This window comes from Mesorhizobium sp. M0048 (assembly GCF_040323405.1).
Classification (GTDB): Bacteria; Pseudomonadota; Alphaproteobacteria; order Rhizobiales; family Rhizobiaceae; genus Mesorhizobium.
This window is the reverse complement of the sequence record NZ_JAMYUV010000047.1, coordinates 1-26,649: the sequence shown is the minus strand read 5'-3', so window position 1 is coordinate 26,649 and position 26,649 is coordinate 1. Positions and strand designations below refer to the sequence as shown.

The window sequence follows — 26,649 nt, the reverse complement described above, 5'->3', positions numbered from 1 at the left end:
GTGGGTTTGCGGATGACGGTTCTGTTTTGAAGGATTGCGGCTGTTGAAGCGCAATCTTGAGAACAGGAGTTTGAGATGGCCGAGTTGAGCCCTCTTCGCCGACGCATGATCGAGGACATGACGATCCGCAATCTGTCGCCGGCCACCCAGCGATCCTACGTGCACGCGGTGGCCAAGTTTTCGCGCTATTTCGACCGCTCGCCGGACCGGCTCGGCCTGGAGGACGTCCGCGCCTTCCAGGTCCATCTGGTTTCGGCGGGAGTCTCGTGGCCGGCGCTGAACCAGACGGTGTGCGCGCTGCGGTTTTTCTACGGCGTGACGCTGGGCCATGCCGAGATCCCGGAGCGGATCGTCTACGCCCGCTCGCCACGCACGCTGCCAGTGGTGCTGAGCGCCGACGAGGTCGTCCGGTTCCTGGAGGCGGTGCCGAGCCTGAAGACCCGAACGGCATTGACCACGGCCTACGCCGCGGGACTTCGCGCCTCGGAGACCGTCGGGCTGAAGGTCGGCAACATCGACAGTGAACGCGGCGTGATCCTCGTCCATCACGGCAAGGGCGGCAAGGACCGCACCGTGATGCTGTCGGCGCAGCTTGTGCGCATCCTGCGAGTCTACTGGCGGCTGGCGAAGCCGCAGGGTTGGCTGTTTCCCGGGCGCGGCGTCGACCGCCCCATCGATGTGCAGGTTCTCTATTCGGCGTGCCGCTCGGCGCGTGCGGCTGCCGGCATCGACAAGCGCGTGACGGTGCATACGCTCAGGCACAGCTTCGCCACGCATTTGCTGGAGAACGGTACGGACATCCGCATCATCCAGGTGCTGCTCGGCCACAACAACCTGTCGAGCACGGCGCGCTACACGAAGGTCTCGAACGGTCTCATTCGGCGGACGGAAAGCCCGCTCGATCGGCTGACCATTGAGGTTGTGCCGCCGGGCTGACCGGTTCCGCCAATGTCGGCGAGACTGGAGGTGGCGGACATCTTCCGCCGCCACGGCGAGGCGTATCGGCAGGCCCATGACGGCCATCTCGGGCGCGTCGAGCGGCGCGTGATGAGCGCGATCGAGCTATGCCGGACCGCCGAACTGGGCGGCCATGTCGAGGGCTGCCGGTCCTGCGGGGCGATCCGCGTCGCCTACAATTCCTGCCGCAATCGGCACTGCCCGAAGTGCCAGGGACAGGCCTGCCGGGAATGGCTTGCCGCGCGGCAGGGCGAACTCCTGCCGGTTCCCTATTTCCACGTCGTCTTCACGCTGCCGGCGCAAATCGCGGCGATCGCCTTCCAGAACAAAGCGGCGGTCTACACGATCTTGTTCAAGGTGGCCGCCGAGACGCTACGCACCATCGCCGCCGATTCCAAACATCTGGGAGCCGAGATCGGCCTTGTCGGCGTCCTGCACAGTTGGGGTCAGAACCTCCATTATCATCCCCATATCCATTGCATCGTGCCAGGTGGTGGGCTGTCGCCCGATGGAACGCGCTGGATCTCTTGCAAGCCCGGCTTCTTCCTGCCGGTGCGGGTGCTGTCGCGCCTGTTCCGCCGACTCTTTCTGGAGGAACTGCGGACAGCGTATGAAGCGGGCAAGTTGAGCTTCTTCGGCGATCTCGCCGAACTGGCGCTGCCCGTCGTGTTCAGACGCCGGCTGGGCGAGGCCCGCCGCCTCGAATGGGTCGTCTATGCCAAGCCGCCGTTCGGCGGGCCAGAGCAGGTGCTGGCTTATCTCGGTCGCTATACCCACCGTGTCGCCATCGCAAACTCCCGGCTCGTCAGCATGGCCGACGGCAAGATTGTGTTCCGCTGGAGAGATTATCAGCATGGCGGCAAGGCAAAGCTCATGACGCTGAATGTGCACGAGTTCATCAGGCGCTTCCTGCTGCACACCCTGCCGGACGGCTTCCACCGCATCCGCCATTATGGATTCCTCGCCAACGGCCATCGCGCCGCAAAGCTCGACCTGTGTCGCAGGCTGCTGGCCAACCCGCTGCAGGACAATATCGAACCGCGCGTCGAAAGCACGCCCGCGCCCCTCTCATTAGCGCATCGCTGCCCATGCTGTGGAGGATCGATGATCACGCTGGCCATCTGGCGCTGCGGACAAGCGCCGCCAGGTCCCTTGTGGGACAACACCTCATGATCGTACGCGGCAGGTCCACATCACCAGCTTTGGTATCCGTCGCCATCCGCGCCGGCATGCCGACCTTTGACTTTCCGCACAAGACCGCGAGCACTCGTGCCCGCGACAGAAGGCGTCCCCACCCAATCCGCGGTGATCGCCATCAAGAGTCGACCTTCCACCGTGCCATCATCCCTTGGGGTCGCATCGCGGTTGCCCTTCATTCACCCGACGAAGACAATCCCGACCGCCCCTCCAGGCTACAATCCCCATAGCGCCAGATTAGCCCGCGGTTTCAATCCGGCTTGCAATGAGGTCCGACGTCGAGCCTGCGTGCCCCGGCTGTGCCCGGACCTCACAGAACCCTTCAGATTCCCATTCTGGCTTGATCGTGATTCAAGCTTTGGATGGAACGATTCGTGCTGACGGACGCCCAGTGGGCGAAGATGGAACCGCATTGTCTGGGTAAGCCAGCGGATCCTGGGCGAAGTGGCCACGACAATCGCCTGTTCGTCGAAGCGGTTCTTTGGATCGTGCGGACTGGCAGTCCGTAGCGTGATCTGCCTGCCCTCTTCGGAAAGTGGAACAGCGTTTTCACGCGATACCGAGGTTGGGTCAAAGCCGATGTTTTCGTTCGGCTTTTCGAGGCTTGCTCGGGCCAGCCGGACATGGAATACGCCATGGTCGACGCCACCATCGTCAAGGTCCATCGACACGGCCAGGGCGCAAAAGGGGGACTCAAAGCCAGGCCATAGGTCGCTCCAAGGGCGGTATGACAACCAAAATCTTGGCGCTTGCCGACGCGCTTGGCAATCTCGTGCGCTTTGTCCTGCTGCCGGGCCAGCGCTTCGATACGGTCGGTGTCGAACCGCTCATCCAATGCCTCTCCTTCGGCGCTCTGATCGCCGACAAGGCCTTCGACAGCAACACCATCATCGCCGATTTGAACGAGCGTGGCGCCAAGATCGTCATTTCCCAGCATCCGCGCCGAACAAAGCCGATCCCGCTCGATGCCGAGATGTACAAATGGCGTCATCTGATCGAGAATTTCTTCTGCAAACTCAAAGAGTTCAAACGCATCGCCATGCGCGCCGACAAAACCGACCAGAGCTTCAATGCCATCATTCATCTCGCTGCTGCCGTCATCAACTCCAAATGAATCTCAACAAGCCCTAGTCTTCTAGCTAGTTTCCGTCCATAAACGCTCACCAAAATGGGCGTTTATGGACGGAAAATAGCTAGACCTCAGTTGTCCTCAGGGCCGTCCATCGGCACGGCAAATCCAGCCTTCACCCTGTCCACGACGACCAAGGTCTTGACGCGCTTGATATGGGGATTCTCATAAAAAAACCGGCGCGTATACTCTTCGTAATCCTCCATGCTGCGGGCAGTGATGTAGAGCAGGAAATCCGCCTCGCCTGTGATGTAAAAGCCCGTGGCGATCTCCGAGGAAGATTTAATGTCTCTCTTGAACTTGTCGATAATGTCGACACGCTCCCGCTCAAGGGTAACTAGAACCAGCATCTGGATTGGCCTGCCGATTGCCTTCGCGGACACGATTGAAACATCCGCCTCTATAATACCTTCTTTCCTCAGGCGCTTCAGTCGCCGCTGGCAGGCGGTTGCCGAGAGTCCGACCTGTTCCCCGATGGCCTCGGAGGTCAGTCGGTTGTTCTTCTGAACAAGTTCGAGAATACGAGCGTCGATACGGTCGTAATGCTTGGCAGGGAAGCGATAAGCCACTGCGGAAAACCTCACAAAAAAACCCGAAGATGCAGAAATTCATCTTGAAATGCGCAAATGGCGATGCATTTCTTAACAAATCTCTGCTCTCAGTTGCAAGCGCGATTTGGGCAGAGTCGGCGATAATGCTACGGCGAGTAATCTCATGAGGACCGCTGCACTCGCTCGCTCTGCGGTTGATCCTCTGCGGCAGCAAGCGGCCTCGGCTTCGGCAAGATGAAATCCTTCAACCTTCCAGTCGAATACGCAATCATCGTTGGCGGCATCATCGGCCTTTCGATGCATTCCACCTCACCCGGTTCGGGCATCGCGATGTTCTGCTTCTCGAACGCGACCAGCTCACGTGCGGCACCACCTGGCATGCGGCCGGTCTAGTGACCCAGCTCCGAGCCAACGAAAACATGGCTGAGCTGGCGCAGTACTCGGCCGAGTTGTTCCGCGAGCTGAAGCAACTGACCGAGCAGCATAATCCACGAAGAGTTTGTCGCCGGCGGCATGGTTCTGCCGCATTGTCACCGGCAGATTTGCCGCCCAGCCCCGGTAGAGATCGCAAAACCGGCTATAGCGATAGCCGTCCGGGTGACGCTCGATATATTCGTCCCAAAGGACCTCAAGCGTCACATGCTTGCGCTTCAGCTCGCGGTGCACATGGGCCCAGTCCGGCTCCAGGCTGCGGCGGTGACCCGTCTTCGTCCGTTCGCCTTGTAAAGCGCGGCCTCCAGAACCGCGTCGGTGATCTCATCGCCAAGCGGCCAAACTAGCCCGGCGGTCTCCGCGCGACGAAGCGTTTCGCGCACTGTCGAGGGTGCGGCCCCAACCCTGTACGAAATCGCCTTGTGGCCAAGGCCCTCTTTAAATCGATAGCGCAATGCCTCGCGGACACCCGCTTGGTCACTCTCTCCGCCGGCATCTCGTTCCTTCCCTCGGTCAACCAAAAAGAGGAACGATTCACCAGCAGAGCCCCCGGCCAAAACGCTGCCACCAGGCGGCATCATCTCGGAATCAGCGGACGGTCAATTCTCGGAACGAGGGGGCGAGATCATTTCGTCGGGGGGCGACTTCCCTCGGAATTTGCACCATGTCTTCGCCGATGGCGGCTATGCCGTTGGAATTGAGTAAATCGACCTGGCTGGTCACGTCGCTGTCGCCGGGCAGGGGCGAACGGATGTCGAAGTACACGGTGCGCGGCGGCGATGTCGCCGGACTGTTGGCGGACCTTACCCAGCTTCAGGACAAGGCACACGCGCGCCCCGGGCAGCGCTTTGCGCTCGTCGTCATCCAAGAGGCGGGCTTCGACGGCTCCTGGATCCGTCGCGTCCTGGAGCAGGAGGGGATCGAAAGCCATGTCGTCGACCCCGCCCCGATCGCCACCTCGTGCCGCCATAACCCCTCTTGACCTCAGACTCGTCATGTGACCGCGCCTACGGCGCGTTGCACCTGGCGCGGCCTCGATCATTTCAAAGCTTACGTCTGGTCCTCGGTCGTGCCTACAATCTCGTCATCTTCACCCGCCTGAAACCAAGCTGACGCCGGTCCGCCGTTTGGAATGCGTGGCACCGGTCCAACGCCGGTTTCGCGGCGTGCGCGCCACCGCGCCCGTGACGCCGTTTTCGCCACAAACCGGCGCGCTCTTCCCCGTCCACGCGCCTACAATCGCTTCTCGACGAAGCGTAAGTGCCTGTAAACGCAGAAAAATGTGTGCGCTTGTGGACGGAGACTGGTCTAGAGCACGTCCTGTGATCGATGAATCGATTGTTGATGTGACGGCTGCGTTTTGTGCTGATTCAACATCCACCTCGATGGAGGTGGACGATGGGAAGAGCATTGAGCGGTGATCTTCGGTCGCGGGTCTTGAAGGCTTCGGACGAGGGCATGTCGGCGCGGCAAGCGGCGGCGCGGTTCGGCGTGGGAGTGTCCAGCGCGATCCGCTGGATTGCGCTGGCGCCACGCCCGCAGGGCCGCCGCCGCGCCTCCAGCCTCGATGCGCATGAAGCCTTCATCGTTGGGCTGATCGAGGAGCGCAAGGACATCACGCTGAACGAGAATCAGGCTGACAATCAGCTTCGTCACTGATCGGCGCGTCTCGGCGGGCAGCGCCTGCCATTGCGGCGTCTGCACCGTCTCGGCGTCGTTCAGCTTCGAGAACAGATCGAACTGGTATGTCGTGGGCTGGCGCGGCATGGACATCTCCCCGATTCGCGTCGTGAGAGCCCAATGCTGCGCCCATCTCCTGCGATTGCGATGGGGCACCCGTGTCCCGGACAGTGTCGCCAGGGCGCCAAGCGCGGCAAGGTCGACGTGCGGAGCAGTAGTGATACGCCAGCTCGCGCTGGGGGCCCGATCGAACATCCACGCCGGAACCTCCAACCACCGGTGCAATGGCTGGCCAGAAAGGGTGCAGCGGAAGACCGACGCGTCACCCTTCTCGATCACTTCATGGATAAAGACTTGCCGCTCAGCCAGGGATGCCATGGATAAAGAAGCTCGCGTTGGTCGGTCCCGTGGGTGTTCCGTCGCTGAGTTGTACAACAGCCTTCATCCGCACAAGGCGCTCGCTATCGTTTGCCCCGCGAGTTCATCGCGGATCAAACCCAACCCTGATCGTTTCCGATCATTCGGGGCAACAACAAACGGCGAGCGTTTTTGTAAAGCCGACAACCGCCCACTTCGCAGCAGCACCCGGTTTGCGAAGGCTATAGTATCCGTAGAGTCCGGCAGTAGAGGAAACCTTCCCGTTGCTCCTCATACCGGAGCGGCGCAGCGGACGCATCACCTCGGATGGCGGCGTCATGCTTCTGGCGGCCGCCGAGCGGCGTTTGCGACTGGCCAACCGGCTTGCGGCTGCGATTCGCGTCATACGCACCGGTCGCCATGGCCGCTGCGCGCCCGGTTAACGATCGCATGCGGCTACGAGAATGCCAACGATCTCAACGGCTGCGCACCGGTCCAGCCTGATATCACTTAAGGCGTTCGCTTCAAAGCGCTGTTGTCGGCTGCGCAGTGCTTTCGATGCTCTGGGGACATGCTAGGTCCTGTCGCACAGGTGATGAATTTCTCGCCCATACCATCACGAAACGCATAATTTCAGCACCCTTAGAGCGGCTTTCAGAGACTTTCGACCTGGCCCTGCCCATAACCTCTCACGACTTGTGGTCGTTTGTGGCCCAAGCGCTGAACATTGACACCGTATGTGCGCTGAGGCCGCGGGAGACCTCTCTTAAATTCCACGGCAGAAGCGCTTTTCCTGAGGTTTGAAATGCGAAAACTTCCCTCCCATGTGGAGTACGTGATCATCGGCGGCGGCATCATCGGCCTTTCAATTGCCTATCACCTGACACAACTTGGACATCGGGACGTCCTCCTGCTCGAACGCGACCAGCTTACCAGCGGCACTACATGGCATGCCGCAGGTCTAGTTACCCAGCTTCGGGCAAACGAGAACATGGCGAAGCTCGCCCAGTATTCGGCGGAGCTGTTCCGGGACCTTGAGAAGCTAACCGGACAGGCAACGGGCTTCAGGCAAAGCGGCTCGATCACGGTCGCAGCCACAACCGCACGGCTGGAGGAGTTGAAGCGTGGGGCGTCGATGGGACGGTCCTTCGGACTGGAAGTCGAGATGATCGATGCAGCCGAAGCCAAGCGACGCGTCCCGTTGCTGGACGTGAGCGACGTTCTCGGAGCCGCGTGGATCGCCTCGGATGGCATGACAAATCCCATCGATACCGCGCGCGCATTCGCAGCCGGCGCACGGCAGGGTGGAGCGACGATCCTCGAGCGCGCTCCGGTCACCCGCATTATCGTACAGAATGGCCGGATAACCGGGGTCGAAACAGCAGACGGGGTCATCCGCGCCGAAAAGGCAGTGATCTGCACCGGAATGTGGAGTCGAGGGATTGGTGCGGACCTCAACTGGACCATTCCGCTCCACGCTGCCGAGCATTTTTACGTCGTTACCGAGTCGATTCCGGATTTGCCTCACAACTTGCCCACAATCCGTGACATGGACGGGCGCTTTTACGCGAAGGCAGACGCGGGCAAGTTGCTGGTGGGCTTCTTTGAACCCGACGGCAAGCCGTGGGGCATGGGGGGAATCGCGCATGATTTCAGCTTCGATTCGCTACCTGAAGACTTCGATCACATCGAACCCTACCTGTCCGCCGCCATTCAGCGCATGCCGGCTCTGGCAAACGTCGGGCTGCAACTGAATTTTAATGGTCCGGAGAGCTTCACGCCGGACAACCGCTTTTTGCTCGGACCTGCGCCGGAGATCACCGGTTTATATACGGCCACAGGCTTTAATTCTTGCGGCATTGAGTCATCCGGCGGCGCTGGGAAAGTCATGGCCGAGTGGATGTCGACGGGCGAACCCGCGAATGACTTCTGGGAAATGGATGTGCGCCGCGCCATGCCGTTCCAGCGAAATCGCAAGTACCTGTATGATCGGACCGTTGAAGCGGTCGGCAATCTCTGGGCGCTCCATTATCCGCATAAGTCTGCCAAGACGGCGCGAAACGTGCGAATGTCGCCACTTCACGATCGACTGGCTCAAGCTGGTGCACATTTTGGTGAGGTCGCCGGGTGGGAGCGAGTGCAGTGGTTTGGCGCGCCAGGCTCGCCCACAAGTTCCCAAGGCACGTTCGGTCGCGACGACTGGTTTAGGTTGAGTGGCGAGGAACACCGGGCGACCCGTTCGGGGGTAACGCTGTTCGATCAGACGTCCTTCGCGCACCTGTTGGTGCAGGGTAAGGAGTCCATCGCTTTCCTCCAACGCCTGTCGACCAATGATGTAGATGTCCCGCTCGGCCGAGTCGTCTACACCCCGTGGCTGAACGAGCGCGGGGGCATGGAATCGGACGTCACGATCGCTAGAACAGGCGAAGATGAATTTCTGGTGGTTACGGCTGCCGTGCAGCGGATCCGCGATCTCGCCTGGTTGAAAATGCATGCAAAGGGCGCAGGCCACGTCTCCATTGCGGATGTGTCGTCCGGTTACGCAACCCTCTCGGTGATGGGACCACGTTCAAGGGAACTGTTGAAGCGAGTCAGCCCTGCTGATTTCTCTGACGAAGCGTTCCCGTTCGCGACATCCCGCGAAATTGAGATCGGCTATGGTCTGGTTCTGGCTTTCCGCATGACCTTTGTGGGGGAACTTGGTTGGGAGCTTCATATTCCTGTCGAGCAGGCAGTTGGGATCTATGATGCGCTCGTAGCGGCTGGGCAGGATCTCGGCGTGCGTCACGCGGGCTACGTCGCGTTGAACTCATTGCGACTTGAAGCCGGCTACCGCGACTGGGGCTCGGACGTGGGGGACGAAGACACGCCCCTTCAGTCTGGCCTGGGGTTCACGATAGCTTGGGACAAGGGATCGGACTTCATTGGGCGAGCAGCCCTGGAGGCTCAGCGCGGACAAACGCCACGCCGGCGTCTAGTCCAACTAGCCGCGTCACAAGCCGCGCCGCTGATGTTCGGCACGGAGCCGGTGTGGCGAAACGGCGCGCTCGTGGGCTATCTGCGCTCTGCGGGCTTCGGGCATACGCTCGGTTGCGGCATCGGCATGGGATACCTCAACTCGAATACCGGCGTGAGTGCCGAATGGCTATCAAAAGGAGACTTCGAAATCGAGATCGCGGGCGAACGGCACGCCGCCGCAGCAACGCTCCGCCCTCTGTTTGATGCAAATCGGACACGCGTGAAGGGCGAGTGGCTCCAAGCGGAAGATCTGGTCCATCCCGAACTTCGAAACGCGATATCAAAAGCGTGACCTTAATGACAGCGTCATAGGTACTGAGGGTCAAGCGATGACTACCGATGCTGCACGTTCTATGGTGCTCACCTTGTCCTGCCCCGATCAACCCGGCATTGTATCGGCTGTTTCGGGGCTTCTCCATCAAGCAGGCTGCAACATCCTCGACGCTCAACAATTCGAAGATATCGAGACAGGCTGCTTCTTCATGCGGGTCGTCTTCCTCCGCCTTGAGCGCGCAAAATCCGAGGAGGAAATCGCCTCGGCAGTGGAAGAACTGGCTTCGAGAGTCGCAATGAATTGTGTTCTCAGGCCAAGTGCCACCCGGAAACGGGTGATGCTACTTGTTTCAAAGTTCGACCATTGCCTCACAGATTTGCTCTATCGCTGGCGCATCGGCGAATTGCCGATGGAGGTCACTGCGGTCGTTTCCAACCATACTCGCGACCACTTGGTTTCTACCTACCTGGGGGAACTGCCATTTTACCACTTGCCTGTCTCCAAAGAAACCAAGGTGGAGCAGGAGGCGCGGCTGTGGTCCCTGGTGCGGGAGACAAAAACCGACCTTGTTGTCCTCGCGCGGTACATGCAAATCCTCTCAACCGACTTCTCGAGCAAGCTGGCGGGGCGCTGCATCAACATTCATCACTCGTTCCTACCAGGCTTTAAGGGCGCCAAGCCCTATCACCAGGCCCACGAGCGAGGCGTCAAGGTCATCGGGGCGACCGCGCATTACGTTACCTCTGACCTCGACGAAGGCCCGATCATCGAGCAGGACATCGAACGCATTTCGCATCGCGACACACCTGATGACCTTGTGCGAAAGGGCCGCGATATCGAAAGACGCGTTCTTGCGCGGGCTGTCCACTACCACCTTGACGATCGCGTGATACTCAACGGGAAAAAGACGGTCGTTTTCACCGGTTGAGGTGCGTAAAACCTTACTGGATTGGGCTCGGATCACTTGGTAGGTGCGGTTGCAACAGTACGCTTCCGGCGAGGTCCGGCGAGGGCCGCCTTGCGCGAGCATGGCACGATAGCGAGGCTGCGCTCATAAGGTCGTCCTTACGAGTGTAGTTAGCAGCACAGCATGAGCCAGATGACGATATTGACCGGGCCGGAGCGCCGTCGTCGTTGGAGTTGAAGAGGATCAGTGCCGGATACTGGCCGCGGCATTCGCGCCCGGGGCCACAGTGGCGGCGGTGGCGCGTCAGTACGATGTCGCGACCAGCCTGATCTATAAGTGGCGCCGCACGGTGAGAGCCCGCGAGACGGGCTTTGCCGAAGTTGTCGTGGTTCCCGATGACCCTGTCGCCGCTTCGGTGCCGGGGGCGCCACCAGCGGTGATCGAGCTGGAGGTCGCCGGCAAGGCGCGGCTGCGGATACCGCTGACCACGCTGCCGACACTGGCGGCGGCGATGGTGAAGGCGCTGGGCGTTTCATGATCCCGGTTCCGAGCCAGGTGCGGATCTGGTTGGCGGTCGGCCGGACCGATATGCGTCGCGGGATGCAAGGCCTCGCTCTGCAGGTTCAGGAGACGTTGGGCCGGGATCCGCATGCCGGCGATCCCCGGCATAAGGCTGCCGGGGTCTGATAGCCCAGGGAGCTTGCGGTGTCATCGGAGACGTCTATCCCGCCATATTTCGTCTTTACAACGTCGCTTCGGAGATCGCGTGCTTGCGAGCAAGTGGCCCGCCTTCGCTCCCGCCTCGTGCTCGCGCAAAACCGCGATGATCTGCTCTTCCGTACACCTTGTCTGCATCAGTACGTCTTTCAAACGAGGCCGGACTCTAATCCGAACCGCAAGAAAATTACTCGTTGCAGGTCAACGAAGGATGCTGAAGCTTTAACCGTCGGCGGCGACTCTCTTGATCCAGCCGAACGCCTCTTCGATGCGCTTTCTGACGCGCTGGCTGACGGCATAGCCGCCGTGCCGGGTCGTGCGCCCGTCGATAGCCGAGCGGCGGCCGCTGAAATTCTACGCTATATGCGGGGTCACCTTCATTGAGCGCAACTCGTTAATGAAGTCCTCAGCGTTTCGTCCGACCGTGGAAGTCGTGTTACGCCCGCCGTCCTGAGCCCCGCCGCATTCGGGCGATTGTGAACGATGCGCTATCGCCTCCAAGGTGAGATGTTTTAGCGACCTCACTTTGCCACCGCGCAGGTCGCTATCCCCCTCCTCATAGGATCTGAACAGTTCGCCTGTCTGTTCGTCTCCGCCTGGCATGTATCCGTCTCCGAATCCCTTCGGAGACAATGAATCATCGTTGCAAACCGATGGGGGGCGCCTTTTGCAACGCTAGTAACAACAAGTGACGCCATCGGAGTTGGTGCAGCTAGCCCGTGTGGCCCACGACGAGGTCAATCCTAGCGTCAATGCAGTCATTGAGCTTTACGAAGATGCAGAACCGCAGCTGGCGCGAATGGGGGGCTTTTCCACGGCGTGCCTTTCTTTCGCGAGGATATTGGTTTCCCGAAGCTGGCCGCCTTCAGGAAAAGGAAGCCATCTGTTCAAAGGCCATCGCTCTGTAGAGCGGCTGGACCTTCCAGTGGTTCGTCCAGGAAGCCAACCAGCGCTCGCAGCGGTTCCAAACGAGGCGCTGAACGCCCTGCCACTTGCCGACGCGGCGGATCGTGTTGGCCCTCTCACCGATTGGCGCGACTGGACATGAGGCCGGTCACCCATGGTGGGAAAAATTCCCGTTCGAAAATTCCCGTTCTTTGATGAGAATTCGCGCCCTGACGTCCCTGTTCGTCAATTCATAATATGATACGGACGTCGGCAAGAAAAAACCATTCAACATGTTCAAGAATCAGTCGACGCCGGAGAAGTCACGGCGCTATCAGTCCATAATCATCTCTCCAGCCGCTCATTGTTCTCTCGGCGATCAGATACTTCTTTATCACTGCATAGCATCTTTGCACTTCATTCAACGAACTTGATAGTTTGAGGATATGCAGAGATATTCATGTAGCGGTGCGTTATTTCCTCGTCAACGCTTATGTTCTTTATTGCCACGATGCTGGCCCATGCGCCGGAGTCTTCATCGGTCCAAACTGTTCGTGCATTTGGATTAGAAGAGTGATTCACTATCGAGATAAAACCGAAAACAACATAGCCCGTCATATGCTCCATTTTGAGTTTACGGTCGGGACGGATGAAGTAGTACTCAAATAGTTCCGTACGATTAAACAGTTTTTCTGCCGCATCGTTAAATCCCCATGTTGGAGCGCGCTCTATTATGTCGCCAACTTTGAATGGAACATTGGCAAATACACCACGCCCCTTTCCCGGGACATTCTTGACATACACAGTGTTGCTGCGATCAAAGATCTTGTCGACCATCGCGCGTTCCTTCTTGGTGCTGATCATGGTGCGTCTCCTACATTAATTCACCACTGAAGGGGCTCGTTGACTTGCGGCCGTGCTTCACCGGTAATGCTGCCTTCAAAGTCGACGGCCCATCAGTCGCCTCGCTCTAACCGAGGACAACCTGTTGAGCCTCCACAACCTGGACTAGTCACGTGAATCTAAAGTTCGCCACATAAGGTCTGCTCTGTTTTTTGGCAGAAGCGTTTGACTGATGAGAGGATCTCGTCGGTGGATTTGGTCCACTTGTAGGGTTTGGGTTTTTCGTTGTGCCGCTCGATGAAGGTGCGGATATCGGCTTCGAGCTGGCTGGTCGAGGTGTGAACGCCGCGCCGTAGCTGCTTGCGGGTAAGCTCGGCGAACCAGCGTTCGACCTGATTGATCCAAGAGGCCGACGTCGGCGTGAAATGCACATGATAGTGCGGCCGCCGCGCCAGCCAGGTCCGGATCGCCGCCGTCTTATGCGTGGCATAGTTATCCATGATGACGTGGACATCGAGACCTTGCGGGACATGGGCGTGATCTGTTTGAGGAAGTCGAGAAACTCGGCCGCGCGGTGGCGCTTGTAGCATTTGCCAATCACGAAGCCCGAGGCGATATCGAGGGCTGCGAACAAGGAAGTGGTGCCGTGACGGACATAGCTTTGGGTCCGGCGCTCGGGAATGCCGGGCATCATCGGCAGGACGGGCTGTTCGCGGTCGAGCGCCTGGATCTGGCTCTTCTCATCGACGCTGAGAACCAGCGCCCTGTTGGGCGGTGACAGGTAAAGGCCGACGATATCGCGGACTTTGTCGACGAACAGCGGATCGCTGGAAAGCTTGAACGTCTGCGAGCGATGCGGCTGCAAACCGAACGCGGTCCAGATCCTGCGGATCGTCGTGTGCGAAAAGCCAGTGGCATTGCCCATGGAGCGGATCGACCAGTGGGTGGCATCCGCCGGGGTCGATTGCAGCGTGCGCTCGATCACGGCAGCGACCTGATCGTCATCGATCGTGCGCGGCCTGCCAGGGCGCGCTTCATCCAGCAGGCCGTCAACGCGCTCCTTCAAAAAGCGCCGCCGCCACTTGCCGACGGTATGCTCATGAACGCCGAGCTCGGCTGCCACGGACTTGCTGGGAAGGCCATCTGCGCACCGCAGAATGATCCGGCATCGTTCAGACATCGACCGCGCCACACGACGCCGGCGAACCTGACGCTCAAGATAGGCCCGCTCATCCGCACTCAACACCAGCGGCGAAATCGGCCGTCCCGTCGCATTGGCCATCGTCTCCCTCCTTCTTCAGTCGCGAGCACAACCCCATAATGAAATGAACTTCAGTTCCAGATGACTAGCGCCCCCTCCCCGGTGCGGGAAGGTGAGGGGCCGGTGATTGTTCCTGTTCGCCAAGGGCCGGAAATGGTGTGATGGACCAACTAATTAAGTCAATGGCACGCTGAAGTATCGTCTCGGTCTGAGCACGGCTGGGTGAAGCGGCCGTGACATAACCTATAGAGTCTCGGTAATCGCCCTTCCTGACGATCGGCGTCTTGGGTTCAACATACAATTTGACGTCGACGACACCTGAGATAGCAGCCGCCCGACTGTAGCCATCGATCCAATCGAGGATGCCATCGCGATCAGGAACTAGTTTCCGCGCGGCCGCAATGCGCGAATGCCGTCTGCGCAAATCCCATTCGTCGCCTGTGGCAAGCTTGATGTGCTCGGTGACAAGATCGATCCCGTAAGCCAGCTGAACCAGTTGAGGAACTCTCCCACCCGCGAGACGCGGATTGACTTCAATGACAACTGGGCCACGCTTCGTCCACCGAAACTCAATGTTCGTTGGCCCCCAGCCAAGGCCGAGAGTTCGTAAACAGCTCAGCGAAACATTAATGATACGCTTATGCTCGTTGTCAGTCAGCGGAGCTGGAAAGGTCAACTCACGAAAGACGAAATGCGGGGGGCACTCGAAGTCAGCGGCGGTAACTCCGATGACCTCCTTTCCCATTATGTCGGCGCAACAATAGGGGCCTTGTACGAATTCTTCGACCAGAATCCGTGGCAAAGACCGCCATATGTGCTTCCCGCCCAACAGATAGGCCGTATGTTCGGCCACCTCGTCGAGGTTGCCGCACAATCGGACGCCGATGCTGCCGCTGCCTACGGCTGGCTTAAGAATCACCGGCAGGCCGATTTCTGCGGCAGCGCTTTCAACCGCCGACGCATTCGCTGCCAGGCGATAAGCAGGTATCGGAACGCCGGCCTCCGCAAGGAGCTGACGTTGAGTGAATTTGTCGCAGCATCGTGCAATCGATTCTGGGTTCGGTCCCGGCAGCTCGAAGTACCGGCTGAGCTTGCCAGCTGTGCCATAGAACGACTCCACAGCGGACGTAATGCCCGCAATGTCATAAGTCGTACTTAGCCGGGAACATTCGCCGATCAGCGCATCGAGATTGTCCGTATCGACACGGACTACCTCAATTCCTTCCGCCGCAAGATAGTCGTACCGAGCTGGATCGGCCGCGAGGGCAATTGGATGAAGATCAAGACGCTGAGCCGCTTGGGCATATAGGAGCATATTACTTGCGCCTTCAACCAGTATGAGTGCTCTTCTTGTCATTGGCGGAAGCCTCCATTGCGTGCTGTGCGGTGGTCAGAGCGTTGAACAAGTCAGTTTTTTCTTTCGTCCCTAACTCAGACTTGCCGGTGAAGGTACCATTGACTGCGAATTGTGCTCGTAAAGATTCCGTAAATTTTGTTGAAGGGACTGTTGCAACGGGGAATCTTGGGGGATGATGGGCCATCGCAGAGCATGGCCGGCTAGCCTGATCTCGGCCTGTGGTGGCACGATATCGGCGCTCTTTCCAGGAGGCAAATCTGTGCCGACAATATCTGCGCATTTCGCAAAAACGGGACAGTCGTTCCGCTGCTGTCGTCGGGCAGTGGGGAGAAGATGTCGAAACATGCGGTACGCGGCGGCGATATCGCAGGACTGCTGGCACGCTTTGCCCAGCTTCAGGACAAGGCACAGGCGCGCGCCGGCCGGCACTTTGCGCTTGTGGTCATTCAGGAGGCGGGTCTCGACGGCTTCTGGATCCATCGAATCCTGGAGGCCGAGGGGTCGAAAGCCATGTCGTCGACGCCGCCTCGATTGCCACGTCGCGCCGGCGGCGTCGTGCCAAGACCGACAAGATCTATGGTGAGGCGTTGGTGCGTGCGCTGCTCGCCTACAAACGAGGCGAGCCGCGCGTGTGCGCGATGGTTAGGGTACCGAGCGTCAAGGAGGAGGACCATCGGCGCATCGGCCGTGAACGCAAGGTTCTGGTTGGTGAGGGGACCTGCCATGTCAACCGGATCAAGGGCCTGCTGTTTGCTCAGGGCATCACCGGCTACGAGCCGCTGGGACGTGACCGGCGACATCGGCTTGAGGAATTGAGGACCGGCGACGGCCGCGCAATGCCAGAACATCTGAAGGGGCAAATCCGTCGCGAGCTCGACCGACTCCAACTGTTGATAGCCCAGATCAAAGAGGTGCAGGCCGAGCGCGACGCTCTGCTGGCAATCGAAGTCGCCGAAACTCCAGCAGCGACATTACTCGATCTCAAGGGTATCGGCCCCGAGTGTGCCGCCATCCTCTACGCGGAAGGGCTGTTCCGGCACTTCGATAATCGCCGGCAGGTCGCCGCCTATGCCGGGCTCGCGCCGACGCCTTGGCAGAGCGGATCGGTCCAGCACGAGCAAGGCGTCTCGAAGGCCGGCAACCTCCGACTGCGAACGACGATGATCGGAGTTGGCCTGGCTGTGGCTGCGCAATCAACCCCGTACAGCGCTTCCCCACTGGTTCCAGGAGCCTGGGATCAAACATCTAAATCCGGGCGAGGTGGGGCCAAACAGGATCACTCACCGCTCAAAATGGCGTCCCTTGAACGTCACAGGCAACGAAATTCGCTGGGACCCTTCATGCCCTGCCGTCGGTAATCAAGCAGCGCAACAGATCCTACAAGTAATTTCACAGAATCTTTGCGACCGAAAATCGCTGCCAATGCTACGTTCCCCAAGTCTGAGCTCAGGCCCCTAGGCGCCCTAGGTACTTGAAAGTAAACCAACTGAAACGCGAGCCTGTTCCGATGATCCGGATCTTGTCTCGTAGCGGCAAATTACGCTTCAATGAACCTGACGGGAAAGTGATATGGCGATCCAAGATTTTACCCATCCTCTCTGGCCTCCACGAAGCAGGGCGAGCATGTCGACTAAGGAACTTCTCGAAGCGGCCGCCGATGAAGCTTGGATGCCATACACGTATTACCAGACGTTCGATGAAGCGGACGCGGCCCAGAACGTACTCGAGGATGGGCAGGAGCCAAGGATTCACGCCAGTGGCGCTCTTTGTTGCGGCACATTCGGCGAGTTGCTGCAAGGCCAGCTACCGGCGGGCTCCGTTCCCCGGGATCCTCACTTCCTGGTCACGATGCCGATCGCGCTCTTTGCGAGGGCTCACTTCACGCCGATAGCAGGCACACGATCCGTGACAGTTTATCCGTCCCATAAGGTCAAAGCAAAAGAGCTAGCTGAGAATCTCGTGAGGGCGCTCGGTGCCCCAGGAGGAATTCTCCTTTTGCAATCGGAACTCCCCGAGGGCAAAGGACTGGCGAGTTCGTCTGCGGATCTTGTCGCAGCTGCACGGTCAATCGCGCGCTGCTTCAACTGTAGAATCCGCACGTCGTTGATCGAGAAGCTAATGGCGCAGATCGAGCCATCCGACGGGGTAATGTACCCAGGGGCGGTCGCATATCAGCAGCGAGCATGTCGCCTTCTCTCCTTCCTTGGGCAAATGCCGCCGCTTGCAATCGTGGGTATCGATGAAGGAGGGACGGTCGAAACCGTCGACTATGATCAACGGCGAGGTGAAATCTCCGCCAGCCACAGTGCAAAATATCGCGACCTACTGGACCGGGCGCGGACAGCGATTCCGATGGGTGACACGGCCACAATAGGCAGAATAGCTACAGCCAGCTCGCTCCTGCATCAGGAGCGAGCGCCAAAAGAGCACCTGAACTCGATGCTGAAAGCATCCGAGGCTACTGACGCTCTCGGGGTCATAGTCGCGCACAGTGGCACAATGATTGGAATCCTGCTTGATCGAATGGCGGCTGACTTTCCACGGAAGCTTCGGTCCGTGCTCGATGATGTATCGGCGTTCAACGACTCGCCAAAAATATATATGACCATGAGTGGCTGTCAGTGAGGTAAGCAGGATGAACGCTCTCCGCAAACGCCTGCCATTCTCCGGCTACTCTGATGCCTATGTTCTTCCCAGCATCATAAGGTGCGAGACAAACCTCTATCTCGCGCAATTCGCCTTTATGAAGCTTCTTCCAGCGAAGTACATTATTGAGAAAGCACTGGCTAGAGCGACGTTAACCCACGGAATGAAAGTTATCGAGACTTCGAGCGGAACCTTCGCACTTGGATTAGCAGTAGTCTGCCGGGAATATGGATTCCAACTTGAAATCTTCACAGACCCAGTGATGGACAAAGGTCTGGAAAACAGATTGAGGTCCTTGGGGGCAGAAGTCCTCATAATAACTGACAAGGCGAAGCAGGGTGGCTATCAAAGAAGCCGGCTCGACGCATTAGACGCTAGGATGAGACAGTTGGGCCACTCTTGCTTTTGGCCCCGGCAGTACGACACAGCGGACAACCCCGCAGCCTATAAGCTTTTCGCCGACCAAATATCAGAGATGTTGGACCCCGGCGTAACTTTGGTCGGATCTGTAGGGTCAGGCGGCTCTACGTGCGGAACGATAGAGCGCCTCCGCCAAAAAGCTCCTGGCGCACGCCTGATCGGAGTGGACACCTTCAATAGCGTGATTTTCGGCCAAAAGGATGGCGAACGGAAATTGCGGGGGCTAGGGAACAGTCTTGTCCCCAAGAACGTGAAGCATGAGCTGTATGACGAGGTGCATCTCATCTCGGCTTCGCTCGCATTTGCTGCAACGCGAACCCTTCACGAGCGGCACGCCGTTTTCGCCGGTCCGACCTCAGGAGCGAGCTACATTGTTGGGCGTTGGCGCGCTCGAAAGTATCCAAGAGAGACCATAGTCGTCATATGTCCTGATGAAGGCCACCGCTACGTCGAAGCTGCATACGACCACGAGTGGCTCAAGCAGAACGCATGTCTAAATGAAGGTGTTCTGCTGGACGCGCCGACAACGGAAAATCATCCTTCGACGGCTCTCCCACCATGGAACCGATATCATTGGAATCGGAGAAGCCGGGAAGCTGTCCTCAATGTGCTGGAGAATGCTTCATGATGAACCGAGGTAGCTTCCTTTTTGTGGAAAGTAACACGACCGGCACTGGCGAAATATTGATGAAGCGGGCCCGAGCCTTGGGCTTTGAACCGTATCTCGTTACGCGCAATCCTGCGCGTTATCCGTTTCTTGAGGACTCCGTCGCTCACGTTATCGAAGCTGAAACGCGTAGTCCGGATGAACTCATCGGGGTCGCCGCCAAATTAAGAAGGCTGGAAGGAATATATTCATCGTCGGATTATTTCGTGGAAGCCGCGTCACGTGTCGCGACGGCAATCGGGCTACCAGCACCGAATCCGGAGGCTATAGCCACATGCCGGAACAAATGGAAGCAAGCGGCCGAGTTACAGCGACAATCAATCACGATCCCTGAAACTCGGTTGGCCACATCCATCAGAGATGTCGAGAACATTCTTACACAAGCCACTCTGCCAGTCGTCGTGAAGCCGGTTTCCGGAAGCGGTAGTAGCGGCGTGCGGTTGTGCGATAGTGCCTCAGCCGCCATCAAGGCGTTTGAGAGTGCAAAAGACGTATTGCTGGATCAAGTGGATTTGCCAAGTCCCGACATCCTTATCCAGCAATACATAGAGGGTAGAGAATACTCTGCAGAGATAATTGCCTACGATGGGGCGCTGTATTGCCTTGGAATTCTTGCCAAGCACAAGGGGTCGCCTCCCTGCTTCGTCGAGGTAGGGCACGACTTCCCGGCCCCGCTTCCGGAGCCATCCCTCCAGGAACTGGCCACTTTTGCCGCGGGTGCGGTGTCGGCGCTAGGCCTGGAGTTCGGACCGGCTCATGTAGAGTTCGTGATAGCGGAGTCGGGGCCTGTCATCATTGAGGTCAATCCCAGGCTGGCTGGAGGAATGATTCCAGTCATGCTCTCGCACGCCTTGGGTACGTCAGTCCTGGATATGGTAATCAAACTTTACTCGGGGGAAGCCTTCACGCTCCCCCAAGCGAGCACAAGGGCGGGAGCTATCCGTTTCAGCCTTGCTCATAAGGCCGGCAAGCTCAAACATCTGAGCTTTTCTCGAAGTCCAGACGCGACAGTGCCCGAGGCGGGTCTTCTGAAATCCGAGGGGGAGGAAGTTCAAATAAATGGAGATTTTAGAGATCGGGTAGCCTACGCCATAGGCGTCGCTGATGAACTCAATACCGCTGCCGCGGCAGCTCAACGGATGATCGATTCCACGGTGATCGATGTTGAGGCGGCTACTGGAGAGTCGGACGACAAGCAAGTCGCTGGGTCAAGTCAGGGCAAGTGGAACCTACATCCCGAAGCGATGAAGCTGCTCGCTCCGCCTATTCAAATCTCGCGTGACGGTCGCCTTCTGCGGTACCAGGCGATCATAGACGAAGCACATCTGGTGATGCTCGCGGACCAGGGCTTGGTCAGCCAGGGAGCCGCTGCCGATCTCCTCAAGCATATCTTGGACCTCCAGGCCGAGGGCTTTCAGTCTTTGGAGGGCCGCGATGCTCCGCGTGGCCTCTATCTGGCCTATGAGGCCGAACTTGCCGCAAGAGCTGGCTCCGGAGAGGCCGGCTGGCTGCACCTTGCGAGGTCCCGCAACGACTTGAACGCGACCATTTCCCTCCTGGTCCTTCGGGAAGCTGCGTGTTCCATCTCGCAACAGATCGGAACTGCACAAGATGCCCTGCTTCAGCGAGTGGATGAAGCATCGAGACTTGTGGCCCCGTTGTACAGTCAATACCAGATCGCACTCCCCGGATCGCCAGGGCACTACCTGCTTGGCGTGTTCTTCGCTCTGGGGCGCGAGCGCCAGCGCCTCCATTGCCTGCTAGAAGACATCAGGAACTGCCCTATGGGAGCTGGTGCCGGGGGAGGCACCAGCATGCCTATAGATCCCTTAAAGACAGCAAATCTTCTGGGATTCGAACTGCCGTCATTCAACTCACTTGATGGTGTTGCAAGCCGTGACCATCACCTACAAGCACTTTCGCTCTTCGCTGGGGTTTCAATTTTGCTGTGCCGTATGGCCCAGGACCTGCAGGTTTGGACGACGCGGGAGTCCGCGCTCATCGACGTTCCTCACAATCTTGCTGGCGGCTCTTCCATGCTCCCGCAAAAGAAGAACCCGTTTCTGCTTGAACACATCAAGGGGTCGGCAAGCACGGTGATTGGGGCCTACGTTTCTGCAGCAACGGCAACCTCCAAAGCGCCTTTCAGCAACTCAATCGAAGCAAGCAGCTACGGCTGCTCTCCGCTGGGCCTTGCAGAAGATGCCCTGAAGCGGGCCATAACCCTCACATCGCTTATAGTGAAATTCATGTCTTTCAACGTGAGGTCGATGCGTGAAAATCTGGAAGACGGCACACCGATGACGTCTGTCGCTGCAGAACGGATGGCGTTGCGAGGCGTTCCTTTTAGAAAGGCCCACTCACTAGTCAGCGAAATCACCGGGCGCCTGTCTCAGGATAGTAGCGTCGCAGAGCGCCGATGCGAGCTGGCTAGCCACCTCGCTGATGTGTTGCCGGCGAGTCTCGAAGAGTGCAGGGATGCTCTGCAGTTCGGAGGAGGACCCGGAAAAAGATCAACCGACGACCAGCTTTCCTTAGCAAGAACGCTGTTTCGGGACATGCAGTTGAAATGCGCTGACATATCGGAACGCTGGGCGCACGCTGAGGTGCACCGCAAACAGAGGGTGAACGAACTCATTGATAGGCAGCAAGCCCCTTGAAGGAGTATATATGGCAAGTTTTTTTCGAATGTCATCTTCATTAGGACCACTATGGTCTCACCAATTTTCGATGCGGGATAGTCGTCGTAGGCTCAGGCAACGTTTTGGACCCATCCGATCGACCGATGACGCAGAAAGGCTTCAAGTCGGGCGGTTCATCGGAGAGTGGGTACCACAGACGGCAGCCGGAAATCGCAATGCTGGCGACGGAGTTAGAGTCAATAGGACGATCGCCAAAGATCGGGTGGGCTTCAAGAGCGCGGACTCGGGGTACTGTCAGGAATTCTGTGCGCGAGGCCATGATGATGGAAAAGGAGAGAATCATCACATGGCTATCGAGAAGGAACTGCTGGACCAGTTGCTTTCTGGCGGCGATCGCAATGAGGTGTTGCCCGAGATGGGTTCCTCGACGATCTGAAGAAGGCGCTTTCGGAGCGAATTTTGAACGCCGAACTCGATGAGCACATTGAGGACGCGAGCACCGAGGGGAAGGTCAATCGCCGCAACGGCCATCCGCCGAAATTGGTGCTGACGGGCACATCCGAAGATGACGCTGACGATTCCGCGCGATCGATCCGAAGCTGACCGCCAAATATCACCGCCGCTTCCCAGCCTCGACGACAAGATCATCGCCATGTATGCGCGCGGCATGACGGTGCGCGAGATCCTCGGCCATCTGGAGGAGCTCCACGGCATTCACGTGTCGCCGGACCTGATCTCGGCTGTTACTGACGCCGTCCTGGAGGAGGTTGCCCGAATGGCAGAACCGGCCGCTCGACTCTGCTACCCGCTCGTCTTTTTTGACGCGATCCGGGTCAAGATGCCGGCGCTGCGCGCGATCTACCGGGCCAAGGAGGCCGAAGCCGGCCGTTGAGGACTTTCGAAACCGGCTACTGGGGGCAGCGATATCCGGCGATTACGCAAAGCTGGCGGCGCAACTCGCAGCACGTCATCCCATTCTTCGCCTTCCCCGAGAGCGTGCGGCGGATCATCCACGAACGCTATCGAGGCGCTGAACTCTAAGCTGCGCCCGCCGTCCAAACCCGGAGACACTTCCCGAGTGACGATGCGGCCATGACTCTATCTGGTGCTGAACCACGCGGCCGAGGAATGGAAACGACCGCCGCGCGGATGGTTCGAGGCCAAAACCCAGTTCGCCGTCGTCTTCGGCGAGCAGTTCGTGACCCAGCGACGAAATCGACCTCGCGCACAGAATCCTGGCAGTCCCCGGACATCGAAACCACTATGCGGTGGGCTCGTGGCGGAAGCCCACCGAACGCTTCCCTGCCTGACGTCTTCGTCACTTAATAGAGCGGGATATCCGAATCTCACATATAATGTCTATGAATATACCGTAACTATTAAAGAAGCAAATCCAGAATACAAGCTGCTTTGAGACGGTTGTTATTCCACTGCTCTGCGCACATATATTTTACAGGCGAGTAGGTCTCCGTCACTCTGTTCTTATCGAGCGACCGCGGGCGTTCGATGCGCTAGAAAGCATCTTCAGCACGTCTTCTCGGGTCAACCAAACGAGCCAATCGTCATCGTATATTCCTTGCGCGGGCAAGCGCAGGACTGCCCCATGTGGTTCTTTGTGCAGGTAGCCGTTGCGATCTGCTATGCCTTTTTCGATGTTCCAGCCAGCAACCAGCGCGTAAATGAAATCCGGCGACCATTTAGCCCAGGCCAGGCCAAATGCGATCCGACCAAGGAAGGACAGAAGACCGCGTCCCCGAAAATCCTTCCGCAGCCAGAGGTCGCCACGATATGCAGCAAGCCCGGTGATGTCTCGGGCGGACGGTGCGTAGCAGCTACACGACGAATCAGGCCCTGCTTTGATATCAGGGTCCGCGAAGCAGGCTCTGAGCGTGCCAAGGTGCTCATCAAGACTGGTATTGGAGAGATCGTACAGCCGCATTGCTTGGACGTGCGCTACCCTGTCTTTCTCGTCGCGTCCGATGATCCAAAAAGCCTTTCCTGGTAGAAGATCAGAACAGTCAGGACGGAAGTGCGGATAGGTCGGTGACTTTCCAGGCAGTCTGCGTGTGATCCCTATATACTCCGCAAAATCGTCTCCCATGCTGATGTTTAGACCGGACTCGCGCGCCAGTTCGTACGCTGCACAGATGAAATTCGAAACGTCCAATGTCGTCACGTTATGCTGCATGCCGATACATCCTATAGAGCAGTGCTTTTCGTAAAGTATTTGAACACGGACCGATACTGCGGCATTTGGTAGTTGACGTAACCTCCCACAGGCCACGTCCATCATCTGAGCCAATCAGCCCCGTCTCATCCTGCACACCGCCTAGTGGCTCATGCTCACGATGCGCGATGCGGTCCCTTCGACACGTCATCTGCGCTGGGGCCGAATTCGCCACGCTCACGTCCGCCCCCTCAAGCCACTTGCGCTGGATGCGTCACAGGTGCACAAAGCTGCCGCTACGGGCGTCGTCATTCGCTGACGTCCACCGAGGAGCAGGCCGAGACTCTATCACCATCATTGCGCGCGCATTGTTAATTTGAGTTTAGTATAAATTTAGCTTGCGTTCCGTGGGTGAAATTTTGGAAATAGATGTCTAATTACTGCAATATCTCGGCGATTAATTCGCGCATTACATTAATATTTGCGCGCGTGGATGGGCGACCGTGGTGCGAGCGACGGCATCACCGGCTCGACCGTGTGCTCGGTGAGGGGGGTACCAGACAGTCGAGCCAATTATGCGCAGAGCTCATCGAATGCGGCATGTCGAAGTGTGGGGCCGTGATCGAGCAAAAGGTTTCGGCTATAACCTTCACGATCAAGGGGCGTGTGAGCTCGGGCAGGATGAGGCGGTCGGGGCCGCCGATCGCTACTCCCTCAAGCGCTGCGCGCGATGGGCGACGGCTGGCTCTCATAGGGCTGGTGCGGCACGCCAGGAAGACGGGTATCGATTTGCGCCAGTTCTGTTTCGGGTCGGCAGGCTGACGCTGATCGAGCACGGGACTGTCAGGAATTCTGCATGCGAGGCCCTAATAGCGGAAAGGAGAGGGCATCACATGGCTATGTCGGCCGGACCTTCGCAACATCTGTTGCCAGACTCGCTGGCGATGCGGGTACGCCGCGTGTAGATTATGAGACCTTGCTTCAGCGCCTCGGTCCGAGCGACTTCGGTCACATTTGTTAAATCGTACGGAAATTGAGCTTTCGATTTCTTGTCTGCTCCCAATTCGACCGCATACAACACGCGCACATCGGAGCTATGACGATTTTGGGTGACGGGGTTGATCAAGCGGCGCTTTGCGGCTTCATTTCGATGACCTCGATCCCAGGATCGTCTCGACGCGACCATTCTCGAACTCGGAGGTTCGCGCAAAAATTCGCCGGTTGCTGAAATACGAATGACAGCCGTCCGGTTTTGAAACGTCATCAGCTCTGACCCTCCTCGGACCGACTGGTTCCGGAATGGGCGCGTTCGATCACCTGCCGGCCGAAAGTGTTCTGTTTGTTTCAATTATGGCGCTGAATTGTAATGAACGTTGCGAAAGTTTGTGCGAATATTAAGTCCTTGAGCAATTATTCAATCTTCAAAATAGCGGATCGCACGGTGGACGACCTAGACCGAAGGATCCTTACGGCGCTACAGAAGAACAACCGGCTCTCCTTCGCCGAACTCGCGGAGCTTGTCGGTTCGTCGGCCGCCTCATGCATGCGTCGAGTGAACAAGTTGCGTGTGGATGGCGTAATCGTTGCCGATATCTCGCTCGTGGATCCGAAGGCTCTTGGCAAATCACTTACCGTTGTCGTGACTGTAGAGCTTGACCGTGAACGTCTGGACCTTGTCGACGATTTCAAGCGCGCGATGCGGGCGGCCAAGGAGATTACCCAGTGCTATATGGTCACAGGCGACGCCGATTTCGTCCTAATCGTGGCGGTCGAGGATGTCCAGGCCTTCGACGTCTTCGTCAAGACGAAGCTCTTTACAAACCCCAATGTTCGAAAATTTAAGAGCATGATCGCACTTGATCGCGTCAAATTCGAGCCTCGAGTTACGGTGTAGCGTTGGGGGGCCTTTGGCCGTCAGTCCGGGCCGCCTTTGAAGCACCCATTTCACGGCCAGCTTCGTAATCGCCGTGTGTGGTGCGACGGTTACCGGCCTGGCATCGGCGCTCATTCGGGTGCAACTCGTAGCCTGACCGCTCAGTTGTTCCCGCGATACGCAACCTATTTCCCGAGATTTGAGTAGACAAACTTGCACAGGTCATCGGTGAGGATCGCTGTCGGAACCTCTTTATCCCTCGTTTGAATTGAGACTGAGTAACTCTTGGCTGGATTAATATTTATCCTCGCTCGGACTGACAGCGTTCGGACCGCAAAAGTCGCTCATTGACAAGCGCGGGCCCTAGACTAGTGCGCGTCCATAAAGGCCGCCGTTTATGGACGCGCACTAGACTAAGACTAGTTGGGAAGGCCGGGTGCCGCAGACCTCAGGCGCATTGCTCGACCAGCGGAGAAGGGGCTCCTACCAAGGCGGGCCTCCGGGAGAAGCTCGCCTCCGTAGGCGCCAGCGGCATCCAGTATGAATTATGGTTTCCGAGCAGATGACGGAACAGCTAATCGATGCGGTCTCGACGCATGGCTCCGCGGCGCCCAGATGCGCGCGTTTGTTGGAGGCATGACGATGATTTCCTTCACCTTACCAATGAGA

18 protein-coding genes and 10 pseudogenes are annotated in these 26,649 nt (G+C 58.3%); 19 read left to right on the top strand and 9 right to left on the bottom strand.

Annotated features, from left to right (window positions below; all coding sequences use genetic code 11):
- Positions 1 to 75: 75 nt before the first annotated feature.
- The 3 genes and pseudogenes from NKJ84_RS26750 to NKJ84_RS26740 all read left to right on the top strand — a co-directional run bounded on the left by NKJ84_RS26750 (position 76) and on the right by NKJ84_RS26740 (position 3,268).
- A complete protein-coding gene (locus NKJ84_RS26750; RefSeq protein ID WP_352508921.1) occupies positions 76 to 936 on the top strand; it encodes a site-specific integrase in 861 nt (286 codons plus the stop codon).
- A gap of 12 nt (positions 937 to 948) precedes the next feature.
- Complete coding sequence (locus NKJ84_RS26745; protein WP_352453914.1) at positions 949 to 2,130, top strand: IS91 family transposase; 1,182 nt, start codon at positions 949 to 951, stop codon at positions 2,128 to 2,130.
- Between the two features lie 386 nt (positions 2,131 to 2,516).
- Positions 2,517 to 3,268, top strand: a pseudogene (locus NKJ84_RS26740) (IS5 family transposase).
- Between the two features lie 86 nt (positions 3,269 to 3,354).
- Here NKJ84_RS26740 and NKJ84_RS26735 read toward each other — a convergent pair.
- Entirely contained in the window at positions 3,355 to 3,852 is a 498-nt protein-coding gene (locus NKJ84_RS26735) for an Lrp/AsnC family transcriptional regulator (RefSeq protein WP_352508920.1), read from the bottom strand.
- Between the two features lie 216 nt (positions 3,853 to 4,068).
- Between NKJ84_RS26735 and NKJ84_RS26730 the strand changes: the two are divergent.
- A pseudogene (locus tag NKJ84_RS26730) lies at positions 4,069 to 4,310 on the top strand (FAD-dependent oxidoreductase); the annotation flags it as partial.
- On the opposite strand, the pseudogene NKJ84_RS26720 reads toward NKJ84_RS26730, so the two are convergent.
- A pseudogene (locus tag NKJ84_RS26720) lies at positions 4,195 to 4,787 on the bottom strand (IS21 family transposase); the annotation flags it as partial. The pseudogenes NKJ84_RS26730 and NKJ84_RS26720 sit on opposite strands and share 116 nt — an antisense overlap.
- 143 nt (positions 4,788 to 4,930) lie before the next feature.
- Here NKJ84_RS26720 and NKJ84_RS26715 point away from each other — a divergent pair.
- From NKJ84_RS26715 to tnpB, 7 genes and pseudogenes are all read left to right on the top strand, one after another.
- A pseudogene (locus NKJ84_RS26715) lies at positions 4,931 to 5,233 on the top strand (IS110 family transposase); the annotation flags it as partial.
- Positions 5,234 to 5,664: 431 nt separating this feature from the next.
- Positions 5,665 to 5,895 (top strand): annotated as a pseudogene (locus tag NKJ84_RS26710) (helix-turn-helix domain-containing protein); the annotation flags it as partial.
- Between the two features lie 719 nt (positions 5,896 to 6,614).
- Positions 6,615 to 6,784: pseudogene (locus NKJ84_RS26705) on the top strand (IS1380 family transposase); the annotation flags it as partial.
- A 324-nt stretch (positions 6,785 to 7,108) separates the two neighbouring features.
- The gene (locus NKJ84_RS26700) at positions 7,109 to 9,613 is read left to right on the top strand and encodes a GcvT family protein (RefSeq protein ID WP_352508919.1); all 2,505 of its coding nucleotides are present in this window, start codon (positions 7,109 to 7,111) and stop codon (positions 9,611 to 9,613) included.
- Positions 9,614 to 9,650: 37 nt separating this feature from the next.
- On the top strand, positions 9,651 to 10,523 hold the full coding sequence (gene purU / locus NKJ84_RS26695; protein ID WP_352508918.1) for a formyltetrahydrofolate deformylase: 873 nt from the start codon (positions 9,651 to 9,653) through the stop codon (positions 10,521 to 10,523).
- 232 nt (positions 10,524 to 10,755) lie between these two features.
- Entirely contained in the window at positions 10,756 to 11,040 is a 285-nt protein-coding gene (locus NKJ84_RS26690; protein ID WP_352508933.1) for a transposase, read from the top strand.
- Entirely contained in the window at positions 11,037 to 11,189 is a 153-nt protein-coding gene (gene tnpB, locus NKJ84_RS26685) for an IS66 family insertion sequence element accessory protein TnpB (protein ID WP_352508917.1), read from the top strand. Before NKJ84_RS26690 ends, tnpB begins: the two co-directional genes overlap by 4 nt.
- Before the next feature lie 58 nt (positions 11,190 to 11,247).
- Here the strand turns inward: tnpB and NKJ84_RS26680 are convergent.
- From NKJ84_RS26680 to NKJ84_RS26660, 5 genes and pseudogenes are all read right to left on the bottom strand, one after another.
- Positions 11,248 to 11,357: pseudogene (locus NKJ84_RS26680) on the bottom strand (transposase); the annotation flags it as partial.
- An 84-nt stretch (positions 11,358 to 11,441) separates the two neighbouring features.
- Positions 11,442 to 11,633, bottom strand: a pseudogene (locus NKJ84_RS26675) (IS5/IS1182 family transposase); the annotation flags it as partial.
- An 888-nt stretch (positions 11,634 to 12,521) separates the two neighbouring features.
- Positions 12,522 to 12,968, bottom strand: coding sequence for an SET domain-containing protein-lysine N-methyltransferase (locus tag NKJ84_RS26670; RefSeq protein ID WP_352508916.1), 447 nt, complete (start codon positions 12,966 to 12,968; stop codon positions 12,522 to 12,524).
- A gap of 158 nt (positions 12,969 to 13,126) precedes the next feature.
- Positions 13,127 to 14,229 (bottom strand): annotated as a pseudogene (locus tag NKJ84_RS26665) (IS630 family transposase).
- A gap of 64 nt (positions 14,230 to 14,293) precedes the next feature.
- Positions 14,294 to 15,565: an ATP-grasp domain-containing protein gene (locus NKJ84_RS26660; protein WP_352508915.1), complete on the bottom strand. Its 1,272-nt coding sequence runs from the start codon at positions 15,563 to 15,565 to the stop codon at positions 14,294 to 14,296.
- A gap of 255 nt (positions 15,566 to 15,820) precedes the next feature.
- On the opposite strand from NKJ84_RS26660, the pseudogene NKJ84_RS26655 reads away from it, so the two are divergent.
- The 7 genes and pseudogenes from NKJ84_RS26655 to NKJ84_RS33310 all read left to right on the top strand — a co-directional run.
- Positions 15,821 to 16,795, top strand: a pseudogene (locus NKJ84_RS26655) (IS110 family RNA-guided transposase); the annotation flags it as partial.
- A 393-nt stretch (positions 16,796 to 17,188) separates the two neighbouring features.
- Entirely contained in the window at positions 17,189 to 18,190 is a 1,002-nt protein-coding gene (locus NKJ84_RS26650) for a GHMP family kinase ATP-binding protein (RefSeq protein ID WP_352508914.1), read from the top strand.
- A gap of 10 nt (positions 18,191 to 18,200) precedes the next feature.
- On the top strand, positions 18,201 to 19,259 hold the full coding sequence (locus tag NKJ84_RS26645) for a cysteine synthase family protein (protein ID WP_352508913.1): 1,059 nt from the start codon (positions 18,201 to 18,203) through the stop codon (positions 19,257 to 19,259).
- Positions 19,205 to 21,958: a lyase family protein gene (locus NKJ84_RS26640; protein ID WP_352508912.1), complete on the top strand. Its 2,754-nt coding sequence runs from the start codon at positions 19,205 to 19,207 to the stop codon at positions 21,956 to 21,958. Before NKJ84_RS26645 ends, NKJ84_RS26640 begins: the two co-directional genes overlap by 55 nt.
- Positions 21,959 to 22,399: 441 nt before the next feature.
- On the top strand, positions 22,400 to 22,543 hold the full coding sequence (locus NKJ84_RS33320) for a hypothetical protein (protein WP_502904045.1): 144 nt from the start codon (positions 22,400 to 22,402) through the stop codon (positions 22,541 to 22,543).
- A complete protein-coding gene (locus NKJ84_RS33315; protein ID WP_502904044.1) occupies positions 22,506 to 22,832 on the top strand; it encodes a transposase in 327 nt (108 codons plus the stop codon). Before NKJ84_RS33320 ends, NKJ84_RS33315 begins: the two co-directional genes overlap by 38 nt.
- On the top strand, positions 22,829 to 22,981 hold the full coding sequence (locus tag NKJ84_RS33310; protein ID WP_502904043.1) for a transposase: 153 nt from the start codon (positions 22,829 to 22,831) through the stop codon (positions 22,979 to 22,981). Before NKJ84_RS33315 ends, NKJ84_RS33310 begins: the two co-directional genes overlap by 4 nt.
- A 430-nt stretch (positions 22,982 to 23,411) precedes the next feature.
- On the opposite strand, the gene NKJ84_RS26630 is transcribed toward NKJ84_RS33310, so the two are convergent.
- The gene (locus tag NKJ84_RS26630) at positions 23,412 to 24,128 is read right to left on the bottom strand and encodes a hypothetical protein (protein WP_352508911.1); all 717 of its coding nucleotides are present in this window, start codon (positions 24,126 to 24,128) and stop codon (positions 23,412 to 23,414) included.
- 868 nt (positions 24,129 to 24,996) lie between these two features.
- Positions 24,997 to 25,371 carry a hypothetical protein gene (locus NKJ84_RS26625; protein WP_352508910.1) on the bottom strand — a complete coding sequence of 125 codons (375 nt, stop codon included), beginning with the start codon at positions 25,369 to 25,371 and terminating at the stop codon, positions 24,997 to 24,999.
- A 177-nt stretch (positions 25,372 to 25,548) separates the two neighbouring features.
- On the opposite strand from NKJ84_RS26625, the gene NKJ84_RS26620 reads away from it, so the two are divergent.
- Positions 25,549 to 26,001: an Lrp/AsnC family transcriptional regulator gene (locus tag NKJ84_RS26620; protein WP_352508909.1), complete on the top strand. Its 453-nt coding sequence runs from the start codon at positions 25,549 to 25,551 to the stop codon at positions 25,999 to 26,001.
- The last annotated feature ends 648 nt before the right edge of the window (positions 26,002 to 26,649 follow it).

What these genes read in the sequence shown, in the direction of transcription:
- NKJ84_RS26750 (WP_352508921.1), top strand. Translation starts at nt 76, where the DNA reads ATGGCCGAGTTGAGCCCTCTTCGCCGACGCATGATCGAGGACATGACG.
- NKJ84_RS26745 (WP_352453914.1), top strand. Translation starts at nt 949, where the DNA reads ATGTCGGCGAGACTGGAGGTGGCGGACATCTTCCGCCGCCACGGCGAG.
- NKJ84_RS26700 (WP_352508919.1), top strand. Translation starts at nt 7,109, where the DNA reads ATGCGAAAACTTCCCTCCCATGTGGAGTACGTGATCATCGGCGGCGGC.
- purU (WP_352508918.1), top strand. Translation starts at nt 9,651, where the DNA reads ATGACTACCGATGCTGCACGTTCTATGGTGCTCACCTTGTCCTGCCCC.
- tnpB (WP_352508917.1), top strand. Translation starts at nt 11,037, where the DNA reads ATGATCCCGGTTCCGAGCCAGGTGCGGATCTGGTTGGCGGTCGGCCGG.
- NKJ84_RS26670 (WP_352508916.1), bottom strand. Translation starts at nt 12,968, where the DNA reads ATGATCAGCACCAAGAAGGAACGCGCGATGGTCGACAAGATCTTTGAT.
- NKJ84_RS26660 (WP_352508915.1), bottom strand. Translation starts at nt 15,565, where the DNA reads ATGACAAGAAGAGCACTCATACTGGTTGAAGGCGCAAGTAATATGCTC.
- NKJ84_RS26650 (WP_352508914.1), top strand. Translation starts at nt 17,189, where the DNA reads ATGTCGACTAAGGAACTTCTCGAAGCGGCCGCCGATGAAGCTTGGATG.
- NKJ84_RS26645 (WP_352508913.1), top strand. Translation starts at nt 18,201, where the DNA reads ATGAACGCTCTCCGCAAACGCCTGCCATTCTCCGGCTACTCTGATGCC.
- NKJ84_RS33315 (WP_502904044.1), top strand. Translation starts at nt 22,506, where the DNA reads ATGACGCTGACGATTCCGCGCGATCGATCCGAAGCTGACCGCCAAATA.
- NKJ84_RS26630 (WP_352508911.1), bottom strand. Translation starts at nt 24,128, where the DNA reads ATGCAGCATAACGTGACGACATTGGACGTTTCGAATTTCATCTGTGCA.
- NKJ84_RS26625 (WP_352508910.1), bottom strand. Translation starts at nt 25,371, where the DNA reads ATGACGTTTCAAAACCGGACGGCTGTCATTCGTATTTCAGCAACCGGC.